This window comes from Exiguobacterium sp. R-17, from assembly GCF_049913315.1.
Taxonomy (GTDB): domain Bacteria; phylum Bacillota; class Bacilli; order Exiguobacteriales; family Exiguobacteriaceae; genus Exiguobacterium_A.
Genome location: NZ_CP184372.1, coordinates 2026942 through 2046189, shown reverse-complemented (window position 1 = coordinate 2046189; position 19248 = coordinate 2026942). Strand labels below are relative to the sequence as shown.

The following is a 19248-nucleotide window of genomic DNA, read 5'->3' as shown; positions in this document are numbered from 1 at the left end:
ACCGATGGCTGAAGAAAAACGTCAGTATCTCTTTCCAGATGAAGAGGGCGGCGAACATCTTTTCGAAGAATGGTACCGTTACTCAAGTGAACGGACAGGAAAAACCTATCTATTTCTTGAAATGATCGGTAACCCTGACGAAGGAGCGGATGATCTAATCATCTGCGAGATCGATGAATATGGAGAAGGCGAAGATGATTTTGAATTGAGCCTGATCGATGAAAATGATGAGCAAACTTGGGATGAACTCGAGCTTGCGTTAAAGGAGCGGATCACTGATGCAACAGAATGAGCCAACACGTTACGTAATTCCGGACGGCGAAGGAAATGATTTCGAATTCGTAGAACGTCTGCGTTATGAAAGCCCACGTTCGAGCAAGACATACATCTTCCTCGAGCCAATCGGAGCAGATTATGACGAAGCAGAAGAAGTCGATATCTTCGTTTACGAACTCGACGAATACGGTGATGGAGACAACGACTTCAACCTCGTACCAATCGACGAAGACGATACAGCGACTTGGGATGAAATCGAAGAAGTCTTTAACACGCTCGAAGATCAGTTAGACTAACCCGACTCATGACAGGTGACGTCGTAAGAGACTTTCTCTTACGGTGTCACCTTGTTTTAAGAGAAGAAGGAGGAACCGATGGAGAACGAATGGAAGCAAAATGCTGAAATCGAAAAAAGGCGACGCCGGACATCACGCCGGATCACGCTGATCATCCTTTCTGTATTGTTGACGATTTTTCTAGTTACCAGTGCGGTCATCTATGTCTTTTTGAAAAATGCGCTTGAACCGGTCGATGAAGCAGCGACGAAATCCGTCAAAGTCGAAATTCCTTTAGGCGCAGGAACGAGTACGATCGCTTCCTTACTAAAGGAAAAAGATTTGATTGCAAACGAGACGATTTTCCGTTATTACGTCCGTTATAAGAATGAATCGTCATTCCAGGCGGGTACATATACCCTGTCACAAGCCATGTCCCCGGATGAAATCATCAATGAATTGAAAACGGGAACGGTCATGAAGGCAGCGGATGTGAAAATCACGTTACCTGAAGGCATCACGATGGATCGTCAAATTGATTTAATCGCGAAAGCGACGAAGTTCAAAGAAGAGACGATTCGTAAAGAATTGACGGATGCGATGTTTATCGATGCCATGATTGAAAAATATCCGATGTTGACGGATGAAGTGAAGAAGAATGGCGTCTTGTACGCACTTGAAGGATATCTCTTTCCAGCAACGTATGAGTTCGATAAAGGAAAAAGCATTGATCAAATCGTCGAGACGATGCTCGACGAGACAGAAAAAGTCTACGATGAAAATGAGGATGCCATTCGAAAGTCAGGCATGACCTTCCATGAAGTGCTCAGTCTCGGTTCAATGGTCGAGCGTGAAGCCGCGACACCGAAGGATCGTCGTGAAATCGCAGGCGTCTTCAAAAACCGTTTAGATGATGGCATGAAACTTCAGTCGGACCCGACGGTTTGGTATGGCACAGGCGAGAATACGGCATTGACGACGCTGAAGGATCTTGAGAATAACTCGAAGTACAATACGTATAAGTACGAAGGAATTCCGATTGGTCCGATTTCAACGGTCAGTAAGGATTCCGTATTAGCTGTCTTGAACCCGAATAAAACAAAATATGTCTATTTCTTCGCCCGTCCACCAAGTGATACACATCCACGAGGACAGATTCTTTACGAAGAGACATATGAAGAACATCAACGAAACGTCGTTAAGTATAAACCGGAATGGGTGGAATACGAAGCGAGTAAAGAGCAATGAGCAACGGGTTGGGTTGAAGCGGAAATGACGCTTCAAGTCAACCTGTTTATGCGGAAGAGGGAGTGAATGGCGTGAAGGATTTCACGACCTATGTCGAATCGATGATTCATCCTCGTGATGCCCTACTAGAAGAAATGGAGCGTTATGCGGAAGAACATCATATACCGATCATCGAGTTGACCGGTTCCGAAGTCTTGTTGTCGCTCCTGCGATTACAGCAACCGAAGCGTATTTTAGAAGTCGGAACAGCAATTGGTTATAGTGCGATCCGGATGGCACGCGCGTTACCGGATGCGCGTATTACGACAATCGAACGGAATGCAAAGCGGTATGAAGAAGCAAAAACCTTCATCGCCCGGTCAGATGTGGCGGATCGGATTGACATCATTTTTGGTGATGCAGTAGAATTAGCCGAAACGCTTGAAGACCAGTTTGATGCAGTCTTCATCGATGCAGCTAAAGGACAGTATAAAAAATTCTTTGCGGGATATGGGCGACTCATTCCAGAGGGTGGCGTGCTTTATACGGACAATCTCTTCTTACACGGAGATGTCCTTGAGCCTGACCCGAAGACGTTCGATCGAAGAAGACGTCGGCTCGTGCGTCTCGTCAAAGAATTCACGGTCTGGATGATGGAACAAGAACAATATGATACGACGATTTTTCCGCTCGGTGACGGTGTATCCGTCAGTCGGAAAAAGTCGAAATGATGGAGGAACGAATGACATGCAAAAACCGGTAGTAATAGGCGTAGCGGGCGGAACGGGTTCAGGGAAGACGACGGTGGCACGTTCACTTGTCGATGCGTTCCCAAGCGAATCAATCGTCATGATTGAACAGGACGCATACTATAAAGACCAAAGTGAATTATCAATGGAAGAGCGATATCAGACAAACTATGATCATCCATTTGCTTTCGATAATGGTCTTTTGATCGAACACATTCAAGCGCTCCGCGAAAACATTGCCGTTGAAAAACCGGTATATGATTATGTCGCACATACACGTGCTCAAGAAACGATTCGTCTCGAACCACGTGATGTCATCATCGTAGAAGGAATTTTAGCGCTTGAAGACGAACGGTTACGGGAACTAATGGATATTAAGGTGTTCGTCGATACGGATGCGGACGTTCGCATTCTTCGTCGGATGCAACGTGATATCAACGAACGTGGGCGTTCAATTGATTCTGTCGTTGAGCAGTACACGAATGTCGTCCGTCCGATGCATCTGCAGTTCTGTGAACCGACAAAACGTTATGCGGATATCATCGTACCAGAGGGCGGCGAAAACCACGTGGCAATCGATTTACTCGTAACGAAAATCCGAGCGATCCTTGATTATCGTTCGGCACTTGATCAAAGAGGATATTGATTCCAAAAAAGATGTGAATATACTATACTAGTGGAATAAAAAGGAGCGTGACAAAAATGGCAGAAAAGCAATACTACATGACGCTTGAAGGTAAAGCGAACATTGAAAATGAATTGAATGAATTGAAGTCAGTCCGCCGGAAAGAAGTCGTCGAGAACATCAAGATTGCCCGTTCGTTCGGTGACCTTTCAGAGAACGCAGAGTATGATTCAGCAAAAGAAGAGCAAGCAATGGTCGAAGGCCGGATTGCTCAACTGGAAGAGATGCTTCGCAACGTTGCCATCATCTCGGAAGAAGAGAAGGATATCTCAGTCGTCGGTATCGGAACGACAGTCACTTTCTTGAGTGTCGAAGACAACGAAGAAGATACGTATACGATCGTTGGTAGTGCCGAAGCAGATCCGTTCACGGGTAAAATTTCGAACGAATCACCAATCGCAAAAAGTTTAATGGGGCACCAAGTCGGAGATCAAGTCTCTGTACCAGCACCAGGCGGCGAATACGCAGTAAAAATTACATCGATCAAATAAAGAACACAGGAGCCGGAGCAATCCGGCTTTCTGTTTGATGGAGGAATGGACCATGCCAATCGCAATCATCGGCGCAATGGAAGAGGAAGTCAACTTATTGCGCAACGAGTTGTCAGAACGTAAAGATACAGTCATTGCAAACTATCATTTTTATGAAGGACTCTTGAATAGCGTTCCTGTCGTCATTTTGAAGTCAGGAATCGGGAAAGTGAACGCTGCGATCGGTACGACATTATTGCTTGACCACTACAAACCAACTGCTGTCATCAATACCGGCTCAGCTGGCGGATTTAAAGAAGGCTTAACGGTTGGGGATGTCGTCGTCTCAACAGAAGTACGTCACCATGACGTAGACGTGACAGCGTTTGGTTACGAATATGGTCAGGTACCTGGAATGCCAGCTGCCTACCAAGCAGATCCAAAGCTCGTAGCAACAGCAGAAGCTGTCATCGAGCGCATGGATGCAATTCGTGTCGTTCATGGATTGATCGCGACAGGTGACTCATTCATCCATGATTCAGAGCGTTCTGCTCAAATCAAGGCGCACTTCCCAGAAGTCGCAGCCGTCGAGATGGAAGCTGCGCCAATCGCACAAGTCTGTCATCAGTTTGGTGTTCCGTTCGTCGTGACACGTTCGATTTCAGATAGCGCTAATGAAGAAGCGTCACTCTCGTTTGATGAATTCCTCGAGATTGCGTCAATCAATTCCGCTAAAATGGTCATGGAAGTCGTTCGGACGTTAGCAGAATGAGGTAGAAGGAAGGGCACGGGAGACCTTGCTCTTCCTTTTTTCTTTGACAAAAGCAAATTAACGCTTTATATTAGTACCAGATACTAATAACAAAAGGGGATGCCTTATGAAGATCGGGATTGTAGGATTAGGAACGTCTTTGCCATCACGTCGCGTAACGAATGATGAGCTAGCAACGACGCTCGACACAAGTGATGAATGGATTCGGACACGAACAGGAATCGGGGCACGACGAATTGCAGCCGATGATGTGGATGTAACAGACTTAGCGACAGAAGCGGCTCAGAAGGCACTCGATGATGCTGGATTGACAGTAGAGGACATCGGCTTGATCGTTGTCGGAACGGCAACAGGACGTGCGTTCCCTTCTACAGCCTGTATCGTTCAAGAGCGCCTGGGAGCACGAGGGGCGACCGCTTTTGATATCAGTGCGGCCTGTAGTGGATTCATCTTCGCATTACAAACAGCTGCAAGCATGTTAGCAACAGTCGAAGGAAAACATGCACTTGTCATCGGTGCTGAAAAAATGTCGAGTATCGTTGACTGGTCAGACCGGTCGACAGCGATTTTATTCGGAGATGGTGCAGGAGCGGTCGTCATCGGACAAACTGAGCAAGAGGGATTAAATGCTTTTGAACTCGGAACAGACGGACGTGGAGCCCATCTGTTGTTTAAGGATATCGATGGACCAATCGAGATGAACGGTCGCGAAGTCTTTAAGTTCGCCGTTCGTAAATTACCGGAAATCGTTGAGAAGGTCATTCAAAAAGCAGACAGCACGCTTGAAGATGTCGATATCTTGATTCCGCATCAGGCGAACCTACGCATCATCGATGCAGCGTGTGAACGACTGCATATTCCGCAAGAAAAGGTCATCGTTACGATCGATGAGCATGCGAATACATCTGCTGCTTCGATTCCACTCGCACTCGAAGAAGCACGTAAGCAAGGTCGTCTGACACTAGGTACGAAACTTGTACTTGCTGGCTTCGGTGCCGGATTGACTTGGGGAGCAGCATATATTACTTGGACTAAAGGAGAGAACACATAAGATGATGAGAAAACGCGTTGTAGTCACAGGAATCGGGGCATTGACACCAATCGGGAATGATGCGAATACATTCTGGGATGCATTAAAAGAAGGAACGAACGGAATTCGTCCGATGGAGCGTCTCGATATCGATGAGTATCCAACGAAGGTTACGGGCGAATTACAGAACTTCGATGTCACAGAATTCATTGAGGCGAAAGAAGCACGGAAAATGGATCGCTTCGTTCATTATTCACTTGTCGCAAGCCTGGAAGCTGTAAAAGATGCTGGAATCGACATTAAAGAAATTGCAGAACGTGCTGGGGTCTGGATCGGATCTGGAATCGGTGGCGTTGAGACGATCGAGAAACAAGCGAAAATCTACTTTGAACGTGGACACCGTCGTGTCAGCCCATTCTTCATTCCAATGATGATCCCGAATATGGCAAGCGGTCAGGTATCGATTTATACTGGAGCTAAGGGACCAAATAACTGTTCCGTCACTGCATGTGCTTCAGGAACGAATGCCATCGGAGAAGCACTGCGTGTCATCGAACGTGGTGACGCGGATGTCATGATTGCTGGTGGTGCGGAAGCTCCGATCACGAACTTAGCATTTGCTGGTTTTTGTGCCAACAAAGCGATGTCAACGAACCACGATCCTGAGACGGCAAGCCGTCCATTTGACGAAGGACGTGACGGATTCGTCATGGGAGAAGGAGCAGGAATCTTAATTCTTGAAGAATATGAGCATGCAGTAGCTCGTGGTGCGAAAATCTATGCAGAGGTCAGTGGGTATGGATTAACAGCTGATGCGTACCACATCACGGCTCCGGATCCAGACGGAGACGGTGGAGCACGCGCGATGGCGATGGCGATTCAAGATGCGGGCATCACTCCGGAGGCAGTCGGATACATCAATGCTCATGGAACGAGTACACCAATGAACGACATCCTTGAAACAAAAGCGATCCACAGTGTCTTCGGTGAACAAGCGAAACAACTCGTCGTCAACTCGACGAAATCGATGATCGGTCACTTACTTGGTGGAGCAGGTGGTGTCGAGGCGATTGCAACAATTAAATCGTTACAAGAACAAACAGTTCACCCGACGATCCATCTGAAACAGCCGAGTGAAGGCTGTGATCTCGACTACGTGACAGAAGGTTCACGTCACGTCGAAATGACTTATGCGCTCAGCAACTCGCTTGGGTTCGGTGGACACAACGCATCACTCGTCTTCAAACGGTATGAAGCTTAAGCTCAAGCGACTCCCTTGAAACATCAAGGGGGTCGCTTTTTTGATGAAATTCTGATTCAATAGAGAAATGCGTGTTTGACGCAGAAAGGAGTCGTTTATGGCTAACATCACAAAAAAGACATCGATCATGGCACTGCTCCTATTTTTACTGATTGCACTTAGTGGCATGCTCATATATCGTCTGTCGTCGTCTCAAGAAACTAAAACAAGTAACGAAACAAAAACAGCAAAAGTCGAACTGATTGAATCATCGCTTCCGAAAACGTCAGATATTGCGCTGGCGACAGATAGTCGTTCACAGACACTTTTAGCGCAATTGTATGAAGGATTATATGTCTTTACTTCCGGAACATCGGTCCGTCGAGGTTTAGCGCAGGATATGTCAGTCTCGAAAGATCGATTGACGTATACGATTCAACTCAAAGAAACGAAGGATGCCAATGGTCAGCCGATTACGGCGCAGCAGTTCGTCGATAGTTTTCGGCGTATCGCTGCTAATCAAACCAATTCACCGTATGGTTTCTTGTTTGAAGTATTTAAAAATGGACGCGCCGTCAATGATGGAAAAATGAAACCAGAGCGTTTAGGAGTCAAAGCCAAAGGACGCAATCAACTCATCATCACGTTGAATCAGCCGGTTTCGAATCTAAAGGAATTACTTGCGATGTCCGTCTTCTATCCACAACCGGAATCAAAGAAGTGGGAAGAACTTGTTGGAAATGGTGCATTTACACTAGAAAAAATGTCGAAAAGCGGATATACGCTTAAGAAAAATGATCAGTATCATCAGCAAAACGTTGTCACAGTAGCGAAAATAGAAAGCCGTATCACTCCCGATCATCAGACGCAATGGAGTTCGTATGAGAAAAGCAAGGCGGCTATCCTCCCATTACAAGAAAGTGTCGAAACACAAGGTGATCAGGTTTCACGACCGACCTATCAAAAAAAGCGGAGTGGTGTCTTTTATATCGCCTTTAATCAAAAAAATGACACGTTCCGCGATACGACACTCAGAAAGCGGATTGCTCACGCCTTGATGGAAAAAGAATCAGTTCAACTTCCTTTAGGGTATGCAGGTATTCCGACGAATCGATTCGTCGTCACGGATACGAACGTATTGATGTTAGAATCCGTTCAAGAGAAACCTGAAAAATCACAAGAACATAGTAAACAACAAATTGAGATGCTTAATTTTGATGATCCACAAGCAAAACGGATTGGGGAACAACTCGAAACCTATCTTGAGAAACAAATACCTGAGATTGATATCATTCTTAAGCCAGTCGCGATTGAAGAGAAAATCGACAAAGAACAATCATCACGATATGCGATGACTTTGACTGGATGGATGCCAGATTATCCAGGACCGCTAGCCTATTTAAATCAGTTCGTCTCAGACAATCCTTTAAATTCGGTGAATTATCAATCCAAGGTATACGACCAGACAGTTGAAAAAGCAAGAAAAGAAAAAGAGATAAAACGAAAACAAGCACTCTATCATCGAGCCGAAGAACGGTTAATCCATCAGGATGCTGTCGTCGTTCCTTTGTATCAGACGACTGAGAAATTATATGTTTCTGATACGATTCAAGGAATTGAAGTACCGATTTATGGACCGGAATACCTACTCCGCTCGATGAAAATTTTAAAATAATCACTTAACTGGGACCATTATTTCTTAAGGTCCCAGTTTTTTTTGAAAAAATATTTAGAAAAATCGGATAAAAGGTTTGCAAAATTATCAGAACATTGTAAACTATTTGTAACGAAGGGTTTGATTCGAATATAGTATTTCTTTTTTTTTCGGTCAAAAACCTGACAGTATCATTTTTTTAGAAACCTAGGGGGGTCATCGTAACATGAAGAAGAAAAGCTTTGCTTTAGCTACATCGGTAGCACTCGTATCAAGTGCGTTCCTCGCAGCTTGTTCGACAACGGATTCAGGCGACAAATCGGGCGACACAGGTTCAAGCAAAAAATCCAATGATCAAACACTTAATTTGATCGAAGGTTCGGACATCCCGACACTCAACCCGACGACTTCAACAGATGCAGTGTCTTTCAACGTGTTGAACAACACGATGGAAGGTCTTTACCGTCTTGATGACAAGCAGCAGCCGACACCAGGTATCGCTGAAAGCCACACGGTTTCAGATGACAAATTAACATACACGTTCAAATTACGTGATGCGAAATGGTCTGATGGTACACCAATCACGGCAAAAGACTTTGAATATGCATGGAAAGAAGTTCTCAACCCGGAGAACGCTTCACAGTATGCATATGTCTTCTACAATATCGAAGGTGCAGAAGAGTACAACACGAAGAAAGGTGATCGTGATGCTGTCGGCGTTAAAGCGGTTGACGACAAAACGTTTGAAGTTAAATTAAAAGCCCCTGCAGATTACTTCCTCGGACTCACTGGATTCGGACCATTCATGCCGAAATCAGAAGAACTCTCGAAGAAAATCGGGAAAGACTTTGGTTCGACTGCAGACAAATCGCTGTACAACGGACCATTCAAGTTAACAGATTGGACACGTGAGCAAGGCTGGAAAATGGTTAAAAACGATAACTACTGGGATAAAGATGCCGTTAAACTCAAAACGATCAACGTTAAGGTCGTTAAAGAAGTTGCGACAGGCGTTAACTTGTATGAAAAAGGCGACATCGACCGTACAGGTCTAACTTCTGAGTTCGTTGCCCAGTACAAAGACAATAAAGAGTTCAAAACAAAAGGTGAATCAACGATTTTCTACCTTTACCTCAACACAAAGGTGAAAGCGCTTGATAATGAAAAAATCCGTCGCGCAATCGACATGGGTTACAACAAAAAAGGAATCACGGATGTCATCCTTGCAAACGGATCACTTCCAGCGAACTACCTCGTACCAAAAGATTTCGCAAAAGATGCTGACGGAAAAGATTTCCGCGACAAGTATCCGGCATTCAACGAATACAATGCCGATGAAGCGAAAAAACTTTGGGAAGAGGGTCTCAAAGAAATCGGTCAAAAATCGGTTGATCTTGAGCTCTTGAACTACGATAGCGACGATGCTAAGAAAATCGGTGAGTTCTTGAAAGGGGAACTTGAGAAAAACCTTCCAGGTATGAAGGTTACGATCAAACAACAACCATTCAAAAACAAACTTGATCTTGAAAACAAAGGTGACTTCCAGTTCTCATTCGCTGGCTGGGGTCCTGACTACCAAGATCCAATGACGTTCCTCGATCTCTTCGTCACGGGCGGACCATACAACCGTGGTAAATGGTCGGACAAAGAGTACGATAAACTCATTAAAGATGCACAAACTCAAACAGATGCAACAAAACGTTGGTCTGAACTACAAGAAGCTGAGAAAATCCTTCTTGATTCAGCAGCGATCTCACCTGTTTATCAGCGTGGACGCGCATTCCTCGTTAAACCATACGTTAAAGGAGTCGTCGAACATAACTTCGGCGCAGACTTCTCATACAAATGGGCTTCAATCGAAGGAAAATAAGCAAAATAAAAACGGCTTCCGATTTGATTCGGAAGCCGTTTTTTATCTGTAATATAAAAAAAGACCGGGACATCCCGGTCTTTCGCGTAGAGGACGAATTATTTTTTTACTTTCGCACGTTTCCGTTGTAAGCCCATTGCCTTTTCGATCTTCGCGAGTTTTTTGGCAGCAACTGCTTCTGCGCGATCACGTCCAGCGTCGAGAATTTGATCAAGCTCTTCAGAGTCAATCAATTCATAATAGCGCTGTTGAATCGGTTCGAGTTCCGCAATGATCGCTTCTGCGACATCTGCTTTGAATGTTCCATAATTCGAGCCCTCGTATTTTGCTTCAAGAGCTGGAATCGAGATACCAGCGAGTAGGGAATAGATCTCAAGTAAATTCGACACACCTGGTTTGTTTTCACGATCGAATTTTACGATGCCTTCTGAGTCTGTGACAGCTGATTTCACTTTTTTACGAATGACATCTGGTGCGTCAAGCATCGAGATGAAGCCTTTCGGATTTTGATCAGATTTTGACATCTTTTTATCTGGCGTCGTCAAACTCATGATCCGAGCACCTGATTCCGCAATGATCGGTTCTGGTAATGTGAACGTCTCATAATAGCGGCTATTAAATCGTTGGGCTAAATCGCGCGTTAACTCAATGTGTTGTTTTTGATCGTCACCGACCGGAACGAGTTCCGCGTCGTAGAGAAGGATATCAGCTGCCATGAGCGTCGGGTAGACGAACAACCCTGCACCAATCCGCTCTTTTCCTTGTGATTTATCTTTATATTGCGTCATACGTTCTAGTTCACCCATACCGGAAAGACATGTCAACATCCAGCCGAGTTGCGCATGCGCTTTGACTTCTGATTGAACGAAAATCGTTGATTTTTCTGGGTTCAGACCACTTGCGATATAAAGAGCAGCAAGGGCGCGTGTATTGTTCATCAGTTCGACACGATCGATATCGACCGTGATGGAGTGCAGATCGACGACGCAGTAATATGCATCATGACCGTCCTGTAAGTTCACGAAGTGTTTCATGGCACCTAAGTAATTTCCGAGTGTGACCGTTCCGGTTGGTTTGATACCTGAGAAAATCGTTTTCATAATGAAATCCCTCCAAATAATAAGATCAAAATAAAAAACGCCCCTTGAAAATCAAGGGACGAGTCATCGCGTTGCCACCCAAGTTGCTATTTACATAGCCGCTCAATTTGCTGTAATGGGCAAACCCATCTGACTCTACTTGTTTTCGAATCAGCCACTCGAAAGTCCATTCACTTAGGCATCACCTGTCCATTTTCAGCACCATGGACTCTCTGAGAGGAGTGGATCTAAGTTACTACTCTTTGTCGTCGTGTTTTCTTGTTTGATTAGCTTGAGTTTACCATACCTTAGGTAGAGCGTCACGTTGATTTCGTTTAAAAATATGAGATGATCAGTGAGACGACGATGAAGATGATACCGCTTGAGACATAGGGTTTCGTCCGTGCTGAAGCACGGCGTTGCTTTTTACGAAGCACTTCTTCCTCTTCGTCCTCGTCTTCGTAATAATCTCCGTCAATCTCTCGCAACTTTGCTTCCCGCTGCTTTTTGAATCCAGCTGTCATGCCGCGGAAGAAGCCGTTAGCAGACATGTTCGAGAAGAATCCTACTGCAATTAACAAGAATCCTGCTATGAATAAACCACCAGACAGATGATACAGGATACCGTGTGTCGAATCCGTCATAGTTGCCCAAATCGTATAAAGCAGAACAAGAATGACCGCAATGATGACCGGTCGGAAATACGTCGATCGCATGAAAATCCCCCTTTACGTACATAGATATTCTTAGTATACGAAACTTTTAACGCTGTTACGAATCGGTAACAAACGAATGATGCAAAATAGCAAATAGTGTGACTATTCACTTGACGTTAATGCTATTCTCACATAAAATCAATTTATCACTTCGTTTAAGTTTTTGAAACTAGGTCAATGCATTTTGGGGAATACATTGCAGTTTCGACGGGACGTTATTGATGTCATAGGCATTATGGCAACTTGGAAATTGAAAAGGAGATGACTTACCGATGAAGAAAAAAACAGTCGGTCTCGCTTTATCAGTCATGCTTGCAGGAAGCGCTGTGCTTGCTGGATGTTCGACAGGTGGCGGAGACAAAGATTCAGGATCGACAGACGGCAAAAAAAATCTACGTTTAACGGACACTTCGGATATTACGACAGTGGACCCAGCGAAAGCTACGGATTCCGTCGCTTTCAACATGATCGGAAACACGATGGAAGGTCTTTATCGTTTAGACAAGGACGGAAAAGCGATTCCAGCACTTGCAGAAAAAACGGATATCTCAAGCGACAATTTGACGTATACGTTCACACTTCGTGATTCGAAATGGTCAGACGGTTCACCTGTCAAAGCACAAGATTTTGAATTCGCTTGGAAACGTGCTGCTGATCCAAAAACAGGTTCTAGTTACTCATACATCTTTGACACGTTAAAAAACGGCTCTGATGTTACACAAGGTAAAAAGCCTGTTGATGAACTCGGCGTTAAAGCAATCGATGATAAAACGTTAGAAGTAAAACTCGAGCGTCCAGCTCCGTATTTCCTCTCACTGACATCGTTCGGTACGTATACACCAATCAGTGAAGACTTCTACAAGAAGAATGAAAAAGACTTCTCGCTTAAACCAGATAAATTGCTTTACAACGGTCCTTTCGTTTGGGAATCTTGGAAAACGGATTCAAAACGTGTTCTGAAGAAAAACGACAACTACTGGGATAAAGATGCTGTCAAACTCGACGAAGTCACGATTAGTGTCGTTAAAGATACGTCAACAGTCGCAAACTTGTATGATTCAAACGAAATCGATTACGCAGGTCTAACTTCAGAGCAAGTTGAAGCTTATAAATCGAAACCTGAATTCAAGACAGCGCTTCGCTCTTCGATCGCTTACTTGAAATTCAACAACGAAGATAAAACGATGAAAAATGTCGATGCGCGTAAAGCAATCGCTCGTGCGATCGATCCAAAAGGGATCACGGATACGCTTCTTGCGAACGGTTCGATTCCAACAACAAGCTTCATTCCAAAAGACTTCGTCAAAGATGCATCAGGCAAAGACTACACGAGCGACATCAACTGGTTCGACCGTGACGCGAAAGAAGCAGCAGATCTTTGGAAAAAAGCAAATGGCGATAAGAAAACGACGATTGAATTGCTTTCGTTCGATAGTGAAGATGCGAAGAAAATCGGTGAGTACATGAAAGGTCAAATCGAGAAGAATCTTCCGAACGTCACGGTTTCGATCAAACAACAGCCGTTCAAGAACAAACTCGATCTTGAAACAAAAGGAGATTATCAAATCTCTTACTCACTTTGGGGTCCAGATTATCAAGATCCAATGTCTAACCTGTCCATCTTCGAATCAACGAACAGCCAAAATGACGTGAAGTACAAATCAGCTGCGTATGATAAATTATTAAACGCGGCAAACGATGAGTCAGACTTGACGAAGCGTTTAGATTTGTTCAAACAAGCTGAGGCGCAATTGATTGAAAAAGATCAAGCCATCGCACCAATCTATCAAGCGGGTTCTGCATACTTGAGCCGTCCGACGGTCAAAGATTTCAACCGTCAATTGTTCGGAGCAGATTTCCAATACAAATATGTTGATGTGAAGTAATCGAGAACGGGAGCGTCCCTAAGTCAGTTCGGGTGCGCTCCTGTTTTATACTACTTTGAATGAACGGAAACTCATTTTTAGCGGAAATGTGAAATTTTCGTAAAAAAATGGTTCTAATTACTTTGTTAGCAAAGTATAATGGAATCAAACGAAAAATTCTGACTATTGGACGACATTAAAAAAAGCGTCTGATCGAACATCGAATCAAAGCACAATTAAAAAGAATTTTAAATTTTTATAACAAAATTCTTGAATGTTCCGACAATTGTGGGTCATACTGATTTTATTGATGTTTCGAAAAAAACAGAAAATCTTTATAGGGGGTGCCATCTTATGGGCCGTTATTTAGCTCAACGCCTGGTTTACGGCGTACTGACGTTTTTACTCATCGCTTCGTTCACTTTCTTCCTGATGGATCTGCTACCAGGTTCACCATTCCAGAACCAGGAGAAACTTTCTCCTGAACAGTTGAATATCCTTCGGGATAAGTACAATTTGAATGATCCACTACCACAACGCTATGCAGCGTACATGGTTAACTTATTCCAAGGAGACCTTGGTGTATCGTTCAAATATGACAGCCGTCCAGTTACAGATTTAATTTCTGAACGAATTGGACCATCGGCTCAACTTGGAGTTCAAGCACTCGTACTTGGTGTACTCTTAGGTCTCGTACTTGGTGTAGTTGCTGCACTTCGTCACAACACAGTTGTCGACTACGGAGCAATGTTCATCTCGGTTCTCGGGATTTCAGTACCATCTTTCGTATTCGCCTCACTCCTTCAGTATTATGTCGGCGTGAAATGGGGCGCTTTGCCAGTAGCGTTCTGGGAAAGTCCGGCGCATACGATTCTACCAACGATTTCGTTGTCTCTTGGGGTCACCGCCTCGATTGCCCGATTCGTAAGGACGGAAATGCTTGAGGTTACAGGTCAGGATTACGTCACGTTAGCTAAAGCAAAAGGCCTAGATGGTCAATCAATCACTTGGAAACACATGGTTCGGAATGCATTGATTCCTGCTATTACGATTCTTGGACCTATGACTGCTGCATTGATTACAGGTACATTTGTCATCGAAAAAATCTTTGCTGTACCTGGGCTTGGTGAGTTGTTCGTATCGTCAATCACACAAAATGACTATACAGTTATCATGGGTACGACGCTGTTCTTCTCGGCAATCTTCATTCTCATGATTTTAATCGTCGACTTGCTATACGGTGTCGTTGATCCACGGATTCGTTTGGGGGGTAGTAAATAATGGCTGAACAAAATTCAAATGCAAAAGCGGAACAGTTCGATTCATCGTTATTTCAACAAGTTGAGTTCAATGAACAAGCCGGTGAACGAATTGCCGGTAAAAGCTTAAACTTTTGGCAGGATGCTTGGATGCGCTTGCGTAAAAACAAAGCAGCGATCATTTCTCTTGTCTTGATCATCGTGATTGCCATCATGTCATTAGCGGGTCCTGCAATCTCTGGTAAAGATGCTTATACCCAAACAATCACTCAAGCTAAACTTCCACCTAAAGTAACAGGATTAGAGTGGGCTGGCTTTGATGGTATGGCAACACTTGGTGAGACACCAATCGATTTTTATAAACAAAAACAAGTAAAAGAAAATTATTGGTTTGGTACGGACCACCTTGGTCGTGATCTTTGGTCACGTGTCTGGGAAGGGACTAAAATTTCACTCTTCATCGGTTTGATGGCAGCGCTTATTGACGTTCTCGTCGGTGTCACATACGGTGGTATTTCAGCTTATTACGGCGGTCGCGTCGATAATATCATGCAACGGATCGCGGAAATCCTGACAGGGGTACCGAACTTAATCCTGATCATCCTCTTCATCTTGATTCTTGAACCAGGAATCACGACGATCATCCTCGCGATGACGATTACTGGTTGGATCGGGATGAGTCGACTCGTTCGTGGTCAGATCCTGAAACTAAAGAACCAAGAATTCGTTCTTGCAGCACGTACACTTGGTGCTTCTAGCGCACGTTTAGTCTTCAAACATTTGATTCCAAATACCTTGGGTACAATCATCATCTCGCTCATGTTCACGATTCCTGGGGCAATCTTCTTCGAAGCTTTCCTAAGCTTCATCGGTCTTGGGCTTGCACCACCGCAACCGTCGCTTGGTACACTGATCAATGAAGGGTACAAAGAACTTAAGACGTTTCCTTTCTTGCTCGTCGTTCCATCGACAGTGCTCGTACTCCTCATGATCAGCTTCAACATGTTGGCAGATGGATTACGTGATGCGTTCGATCCACGTCTACGTCGCTAACAAATATTAGATTAGAGAGGAGCTCATCCAAAATGGAAACAATCTTGTCAGTCCGCGACCTGAATGTCGCTTTCCATACGTACGCCGGGACGGTTCAAGCCGTCCGCGGAGTATCGTTCGATTTAAAAAAAGGTGAAACACTCGCAATCGTTGGTGAGTCCGGTTCTGGTAAATCGGTTACTTCAAAAGCCATCATGCGTCTGATTCCAAATCCGCCAGGTGAAATCACAAAAGGTGAGATCTTATTCGAAGGTCGCGATTTGGTTAAGCTTTCCGATAAAGAAATGCAAAAAGTACGCGGTCGTGATATCGCAATGATCTTCCAAGATCCAATGACATCACTTAACCCGACAATGACGATCTACAAACAGATTGCCGAAGGTTTAAAACGTCACCAAGGATTGACAGGTGATGCTGCTAAAAAACGTACGCTTGAATTACTGACGCTTGTAGGGATTCCAAACCCAGAAGCACGTCTGAAACAATATCCACACCAATTGTCTGGTGGGATGCGTCAACGGATCGTCATCGCAATCGCACTTGCTTGTAATCCGAAAGTCTTGATTGCCGATGAGCCGACGACAGCACTCGATGTTACGATTCAAGCGCAAATCCTCGAGTTGTTGAAAGACATTCAACAAAAAACGGGTACAGCGATCATCTTCATCACGCACGATTTAGGCGTCGTAGCGAACATGGCCGATCGTGTAGCGGTCATGTATGCAGGTAAATTGATTGAGAAGGGTACAGTCGATGAGATTTTCTACGAGCCACGTCATCCATATACTTGGGGACTCCTTGGTTCAATGCCACGTCCATCGGATGACCGTTCACAAGATTTACCGGCGATTCCAGGAACACCACCTAACTTACTTCATCCACCAGTCGGTGACGCGTTTGCACCACGAAATAAATATGCAATGAAGATTGATTTTGAAAAAGAACCTCCTTTCTTCAAAATTACAGATACTCACGAAGCGGCGACATGGTTGCTCCACCCACAAGCACCGTATGTTGAGCCACCACTTGCAATTCGGGATCTGGCGTTGAAATACCGCCCAGATAGCGTATTCGCGAAATCGCTTCTGAAAGGCGGTCTGAAATAATGGAAAACCGTAATAAATTACTTGAAGTAAAAAACTTGAAGCAACACTTCAACATTGGACGCGGACGTGTCGTTAAAGCGGTTGATGGTTTATCATTCGATATCTATGAGGGCGAAGTACTTGGTCTTGTAGGTGAATCGGGTTGTGGTAAATCAACGACTGGTCGCTCAATCATCGGATTGTATGAGGCGACAGACGGCGAAGTCATGTTCAAAGGTGAAAACGTTCATGGTAAAAAGTCGCGTAAAGATAAACTGAAGTTCAACCGTGCGATGCAAATGATTTTCCAAGACCCTTATGCGTCACTTAACCCACGTATGACAGTCGGTGATATCATCGCTGAGGGAATTGATATTCATGGTCTAGCAAAGTCGAAAGACGAGCGGAATAACCGTGTGTACGATTTACTCGAAACAGTTGGTTTGACGAAAGAACATGCAAGCCGTTACCCACACGAGTTCTCGGGTGGTCAGCGTCAACGGATTGGAATCGCGCGTGCGCTTGCTGTAGAACCGGACTTCATCATCGCGGATGAGCCAATCTCGGCACTTGACGTATCGATTCAAGCGCAGGTCGTCAACTTGATGAAAAAACTGCAACGTGACCGTAGTTTGACTTACTTGTTCATCGCCCACGACTTATCGATGGTAAAATATATCTCGGATCGTATCGGTGTTATGTACCAAGGTCACCTCGTTGAACTATGTAGTGCGGATCGCTTATATGAGAATCCGGTCCATGCTTATACGAAATCGCTCTTGTCTGCGATTCCTCTTCCGGATCCAGAGCACGAGCGTACACGTAAGCGGATCGTTTATGATCGTCCGACGAGTGGACCTGTTGGTAAATCAGATGAAGATTCAAGCATTCCACCACTTCGTGAAATCGAACCAGGTCATTTTGTTTCGATGACGGATGCAGAACTGGAAGCATATCAAGCGCAACTCGTATAATTGTTTAAAACAAAAGGCATTTCCACGATCAACGTGGAAATGCCTTTTAATTTTCTGATGCAATTCGTGGAAGATGCGCGAAGCGATGAACGACAGAATCAATCGCATCAAGACGGCGCATGGCTTCATCAAAATCGATTTTTTCATAGTGATGTAGTCCGCCTGGTTGTTCTTCCAGCGTATCCGCATCGTGCACAAGTTGTTGAAGTGGTGTCCGGTTGATTGCACCAGGTGGAAGATACGAATCCGTATGCAAGAGAACGGCAAGTGCGATTTCTTTGGCACGAGCTGGTTCTTCACCAAGGCGAATCAAAAGTTTATGAGCGCGTTCAGCCCCTTTAATGGCATGAATATCATTTTGACGATAGAGATCATAGTTCCAAGTGCCATCGGTATACCATTCGTAATGCCCGATGTCATGGAGGAGTGCAGCTTTCGTAGCTGTATCCGCATCTAAACCTCGCTTCGTAGCGAGCGTCAGTGCGCGTTCAGCTACTGAAATCGCATGATTCAAGCCAGAACGGGATAAATATTTTTGAGCGATCGGATGATCGAGAATAGTGACGAGTGTTAATGACATGAATGAAAAACTCCTTCCTGAGCGTTGATATTTCTATACACTCTACAGAAAATTGAAAGAAATTGCAACTATTTTTCATTACTTAATCGACAATCTCACATATTTAATTGTTTAAAGTAGGAATAGATTATTGTTATACGTGGTATAATTACTAATGTAGAAGATGATTATTTTGCTTTCGTAGGTTGTTAGTTCTGTTTCGGACCGATTGGGGTGTCGGAATATGAAAGAACGTGACAAAAAGAAAAAGCTGAAGAAGCGCCTTTTGCGGGATATTTTAGAGAAAAAACTAAAAGAAATGAAACTTCCTAAAGCAAAAGAAACGATTTCTCAGCCATTTGATCACACGCCAGCTTGTTAAAGCCACGTGGTGGCTTTAACAAGCTTTT

General features: G+C 44.3%; 20 protein-coding genes and 1 other annotated feature. Of the genes, 17 read left to right on the top strand and 3 right to left on the bottom strand.

Features of this window, described 5'->3' with window-relative positions; translation table 11 throughout:
* Positions 1–4: 4 nt before the first annotated feature.
* From ACN9MT_RS10960 to ACN9MT_RS10910, 11 genes are all read left to right on the top strand, one after another.
* Positions 5–292 (top strand): DUF1292 domain-containing protein, encoded by a 288-nt coding sequence (locus ACN9MT_RS10960; protein WP_023468909.1) that lies wholly within the window; start codon positions 5–7, stop codon positions 290–292.
* Complete coding sequence (locus tag ACN9MT_RS10955) at positions 279–572, top strand: DUF1292 domain-containing protein (RefSeq protein ID WP_023468908.1); 294 nt, start codon at positions 279–281, stop codon at positions 570–572. Before ACN9MT_RS10960 ends, ACN9MT_RS10955 begins: the two co-directional genes overlap by 14 nt.
* Before the next feature lie 78 nt (positions 573–650).
* Positions 651–1799 carry an endolytic transglycosylase MltG gene (gene mltG / locus ACN9MT_RS10950; protein ID WP_035406563.1) on the top strand — a complete coding sequence of 383 codons (1149 nt, stop codon included), beginning with the start codon at positions 651–653 and terminating at the stop codon, positions 1797–1799.
* A gap of 71 nt (positions 1800–1870) precedes the next feature.
* Entirely contained in the window at positions 1871–2509 is a 639-nt protein-coding gene (locus ACN9MT_RS10945) for an O-methyltransferase (protein WP_081780346.1), read from the top strand.
* Between the two features lie 16 nt (positions 2510–2525).
* Positions 2526–3173, top strand: coding sequence for a uridine kinase (gene udk, locus ACN9MT_RS10940; RefSeq protein WP_035406565.1), 648 nt, complete (start codon positions 2526–2528; stop codon positions 3171–3173).
* Positions 3174–3229: 56 nt separating this feature from the next.
* The gene (gene greA, locus ACN9MT_RS10935) at positions 3230–3703 is read left to right on the top strand and encodes a transcription elongation factor GreA (RefSeq protein WP_029342224.1); all 474 of its coding nucleotides are present in this window, start codon (positions 3230–3232) and stop codon (positions 3701–3703) included.
* A 52-nt stretch (positions 3704–3755) separates the two neighbouring features.
* Complete coding sequence (gene mtnN, locus ACN9MT_RS10930) at positions 3756–4454, top strand: 5'-methylthioadenosine/S-adenosylhomocysteine nucleosidase (protein WP_029342223.1); 699 nt, start codon at positions 3756–3758, stop codon at positions 4452–4454.
* 106 nt (positions 4455–4560) lie between these two features.
* The gene (locus tag ACN9MT_RS10925; RefSeq protein WP_290772607.1) at positions 4561–5505 is read left to right on the top strand and encodes a beta-ketoacyl-ACP synthase III; all 945 of its coding nucleotides are present in this window, start codon (positions 4561–4563) and stop codon (positions 5503–5505) included.
* 1 nt (position 5506) lies between these two features.
* Positions 5507–6745 (top strand): beta-ketoacyl-ACP synthase II, encoded by a 1239-nt coding sequence (fabF, locus tag ACN9MT_RS10920; RefSeq protein ID WP_035406574.1) that lies wholly within the window; start codon positions 5507–5509, stop codon positions 6743–6745.
* A 97-nt stretch (positions 6746–6842) separates the two neighbouring features.
* On the top strand, positions 6843–8399 hold the full coding sequence (locus ACN9MT_RS10915) for a peptide ABC transporter substrate-binding protein (protein WP_426272163.1): 1557 nt from the start codon (positions 6843–6845) through the stop codon (positions 8397–8399).
* Between the two features lie 205 nt (positions 8400–8604).
* Complete coding sequence (locus tag ACN9MT_RS10910; RefSeq protein WP_035406580.1) at positions 8605–10248, top strand: peptide ABC transporter substrate-binding protein; 1644 nt, start codon at positions 8605–8607, stop codon at positions 10246–10248.
* 98 nt (positions 10249–10346) lie between these two features.
* Here the strand turns inward: ACN9MT_RS10910 and trpS are convergent, their stop codons facing one another.
* Together trpS and ACN9MT_RS10900 are read right to left on the bottom strand one after the other, a co-directional pair.
* Positions 10347–11348 (bottom strand): tryptophan--tRNA ligase, encoded by a 1002-nt coding sequence (gene trpS, locus ACN9MT_RS10905; protein WP_056062436.1) that lies wholly within the window; start codon positions 11346–11348, stop codon positions 10347–10349.
* A 51-nt stretch (positions 11349–11399) separates the two neighbouring features.
* Positions 11400–11606 (bottom strand) — a binding site (T-box leader).
* A 56-nt stretch (positions 11607–11662) separates the two neighbouring features.
* Positions 11663–12043, bottom strand: coding sequence for a DUF3899 domain-containing protein (locus ACN9MT_RS10900; protein WP_214746455.1), 381 nt, complete (start codon positions 12041–12043; stop codon positions 11663–11665).
* Between the two features lie 272 nt (positions 12044–12315).
* Here ACN9MT_RS10900 and ACN9MT_RS10895 point away from each other — a divergent pair, with 272 nt between their 5' ends.
* The 5 genes from ACN9MT_RS10895 (at position 12316) to ACN9MT_RS10875 (ending at position 18279) form a co-directional block, all read left to right on the top strand.
* Positions 12316–13929, top strand: coding sequence for a peptide ABC transporter substrate-binding protein (locus ACN9MT_RS10895; RefSeq protein ID WP_426272162.1), 1614 nt, complete (start codon positions 12316–12318; stop codon positions 13927–13929).
* A 333-nt stretch (positions 13930–14262) separates the two neighbouring features.
* Positions 14263–15189 (top strand): oligopeptide ABC transporter permease, encoded by a 927-nt coding sequence (gene opp3b, locus ACN9MT_RS10890; protein WP_035406592.1) that lies wholly within the window; start codon positions 14263–14265, stop codon positions 15187–15189.
* The gene (gene opp3C, locus ACN9MT_RS10885; protein WP_035406596.1) at positions 15189–16220 is read left to right on the top strand and encodes an oligopeptide ABC transporter permease; all 1032 of its coding nucleotides are present in this window, start codon (positions 15189–15191) and stop codon (positions 16218–16220) included. Before opp3b ends, opp3C begins: the two co-directional genes overlap by 1 nt.
* Positions 16221–16252: 32 nt before the next feature.
* A complete protein-coding gene (locus tag ACN9MT_RS10880; protein WP_035406599.1) occupies positions 16253–17326 on the top strand; it encodes an ABC transporter ATP-binding protein in 1074 nt (357 codons plus the stop codon).
* Positions 17326–18279, top strand: coding sequence for an ABC transporter ATP-binding protein (locus ACN9MT_RS10875; protein WP_035406602.1), 954 nt, complete (start codon positions 17326–17328; stop codon positions 18277–18279). The genes ACN9MT_RS10880 and ACN9MT_RS10875 overlap by 1 nt, the downstream gene beginning before the upstream one ends.
* 46 nt (positions 18280–18325) lie before the next feature.
* On the opposite strand, the gene ACN9MT_RS10870 is transcribed toward ACN9MT_RS10875, so the two are convergent.
* A complete protein-coding gene (locus tag ACN9MT_RS10870) occupies positions 18326–18859 on the bottom strand; it encodes an HD domain-containing protein (RefSeq protein ID WP_035406605.1) in 534 nt (177 codons plus the stop codon).
* Between the two features lie 223 nt (positions 18860–19082).
* Here ACN9MT_RS10870 and ACN9MT_RS10865 point away from each other — a divergent pair, with 223 nt between their 5' ends.
* Positions 19083–19220, top strand: a complete 138-nt coding sequence (locus ACN9MT_RS10865; RefSeq protein WP_023468890.1) for a hypothetical protein — start codon at positions 19083–19085, stop codon at positions 19218–19220.
* The last annotated feature ends 28 nt before the right edge of the window (positions 19221–19248 follow it).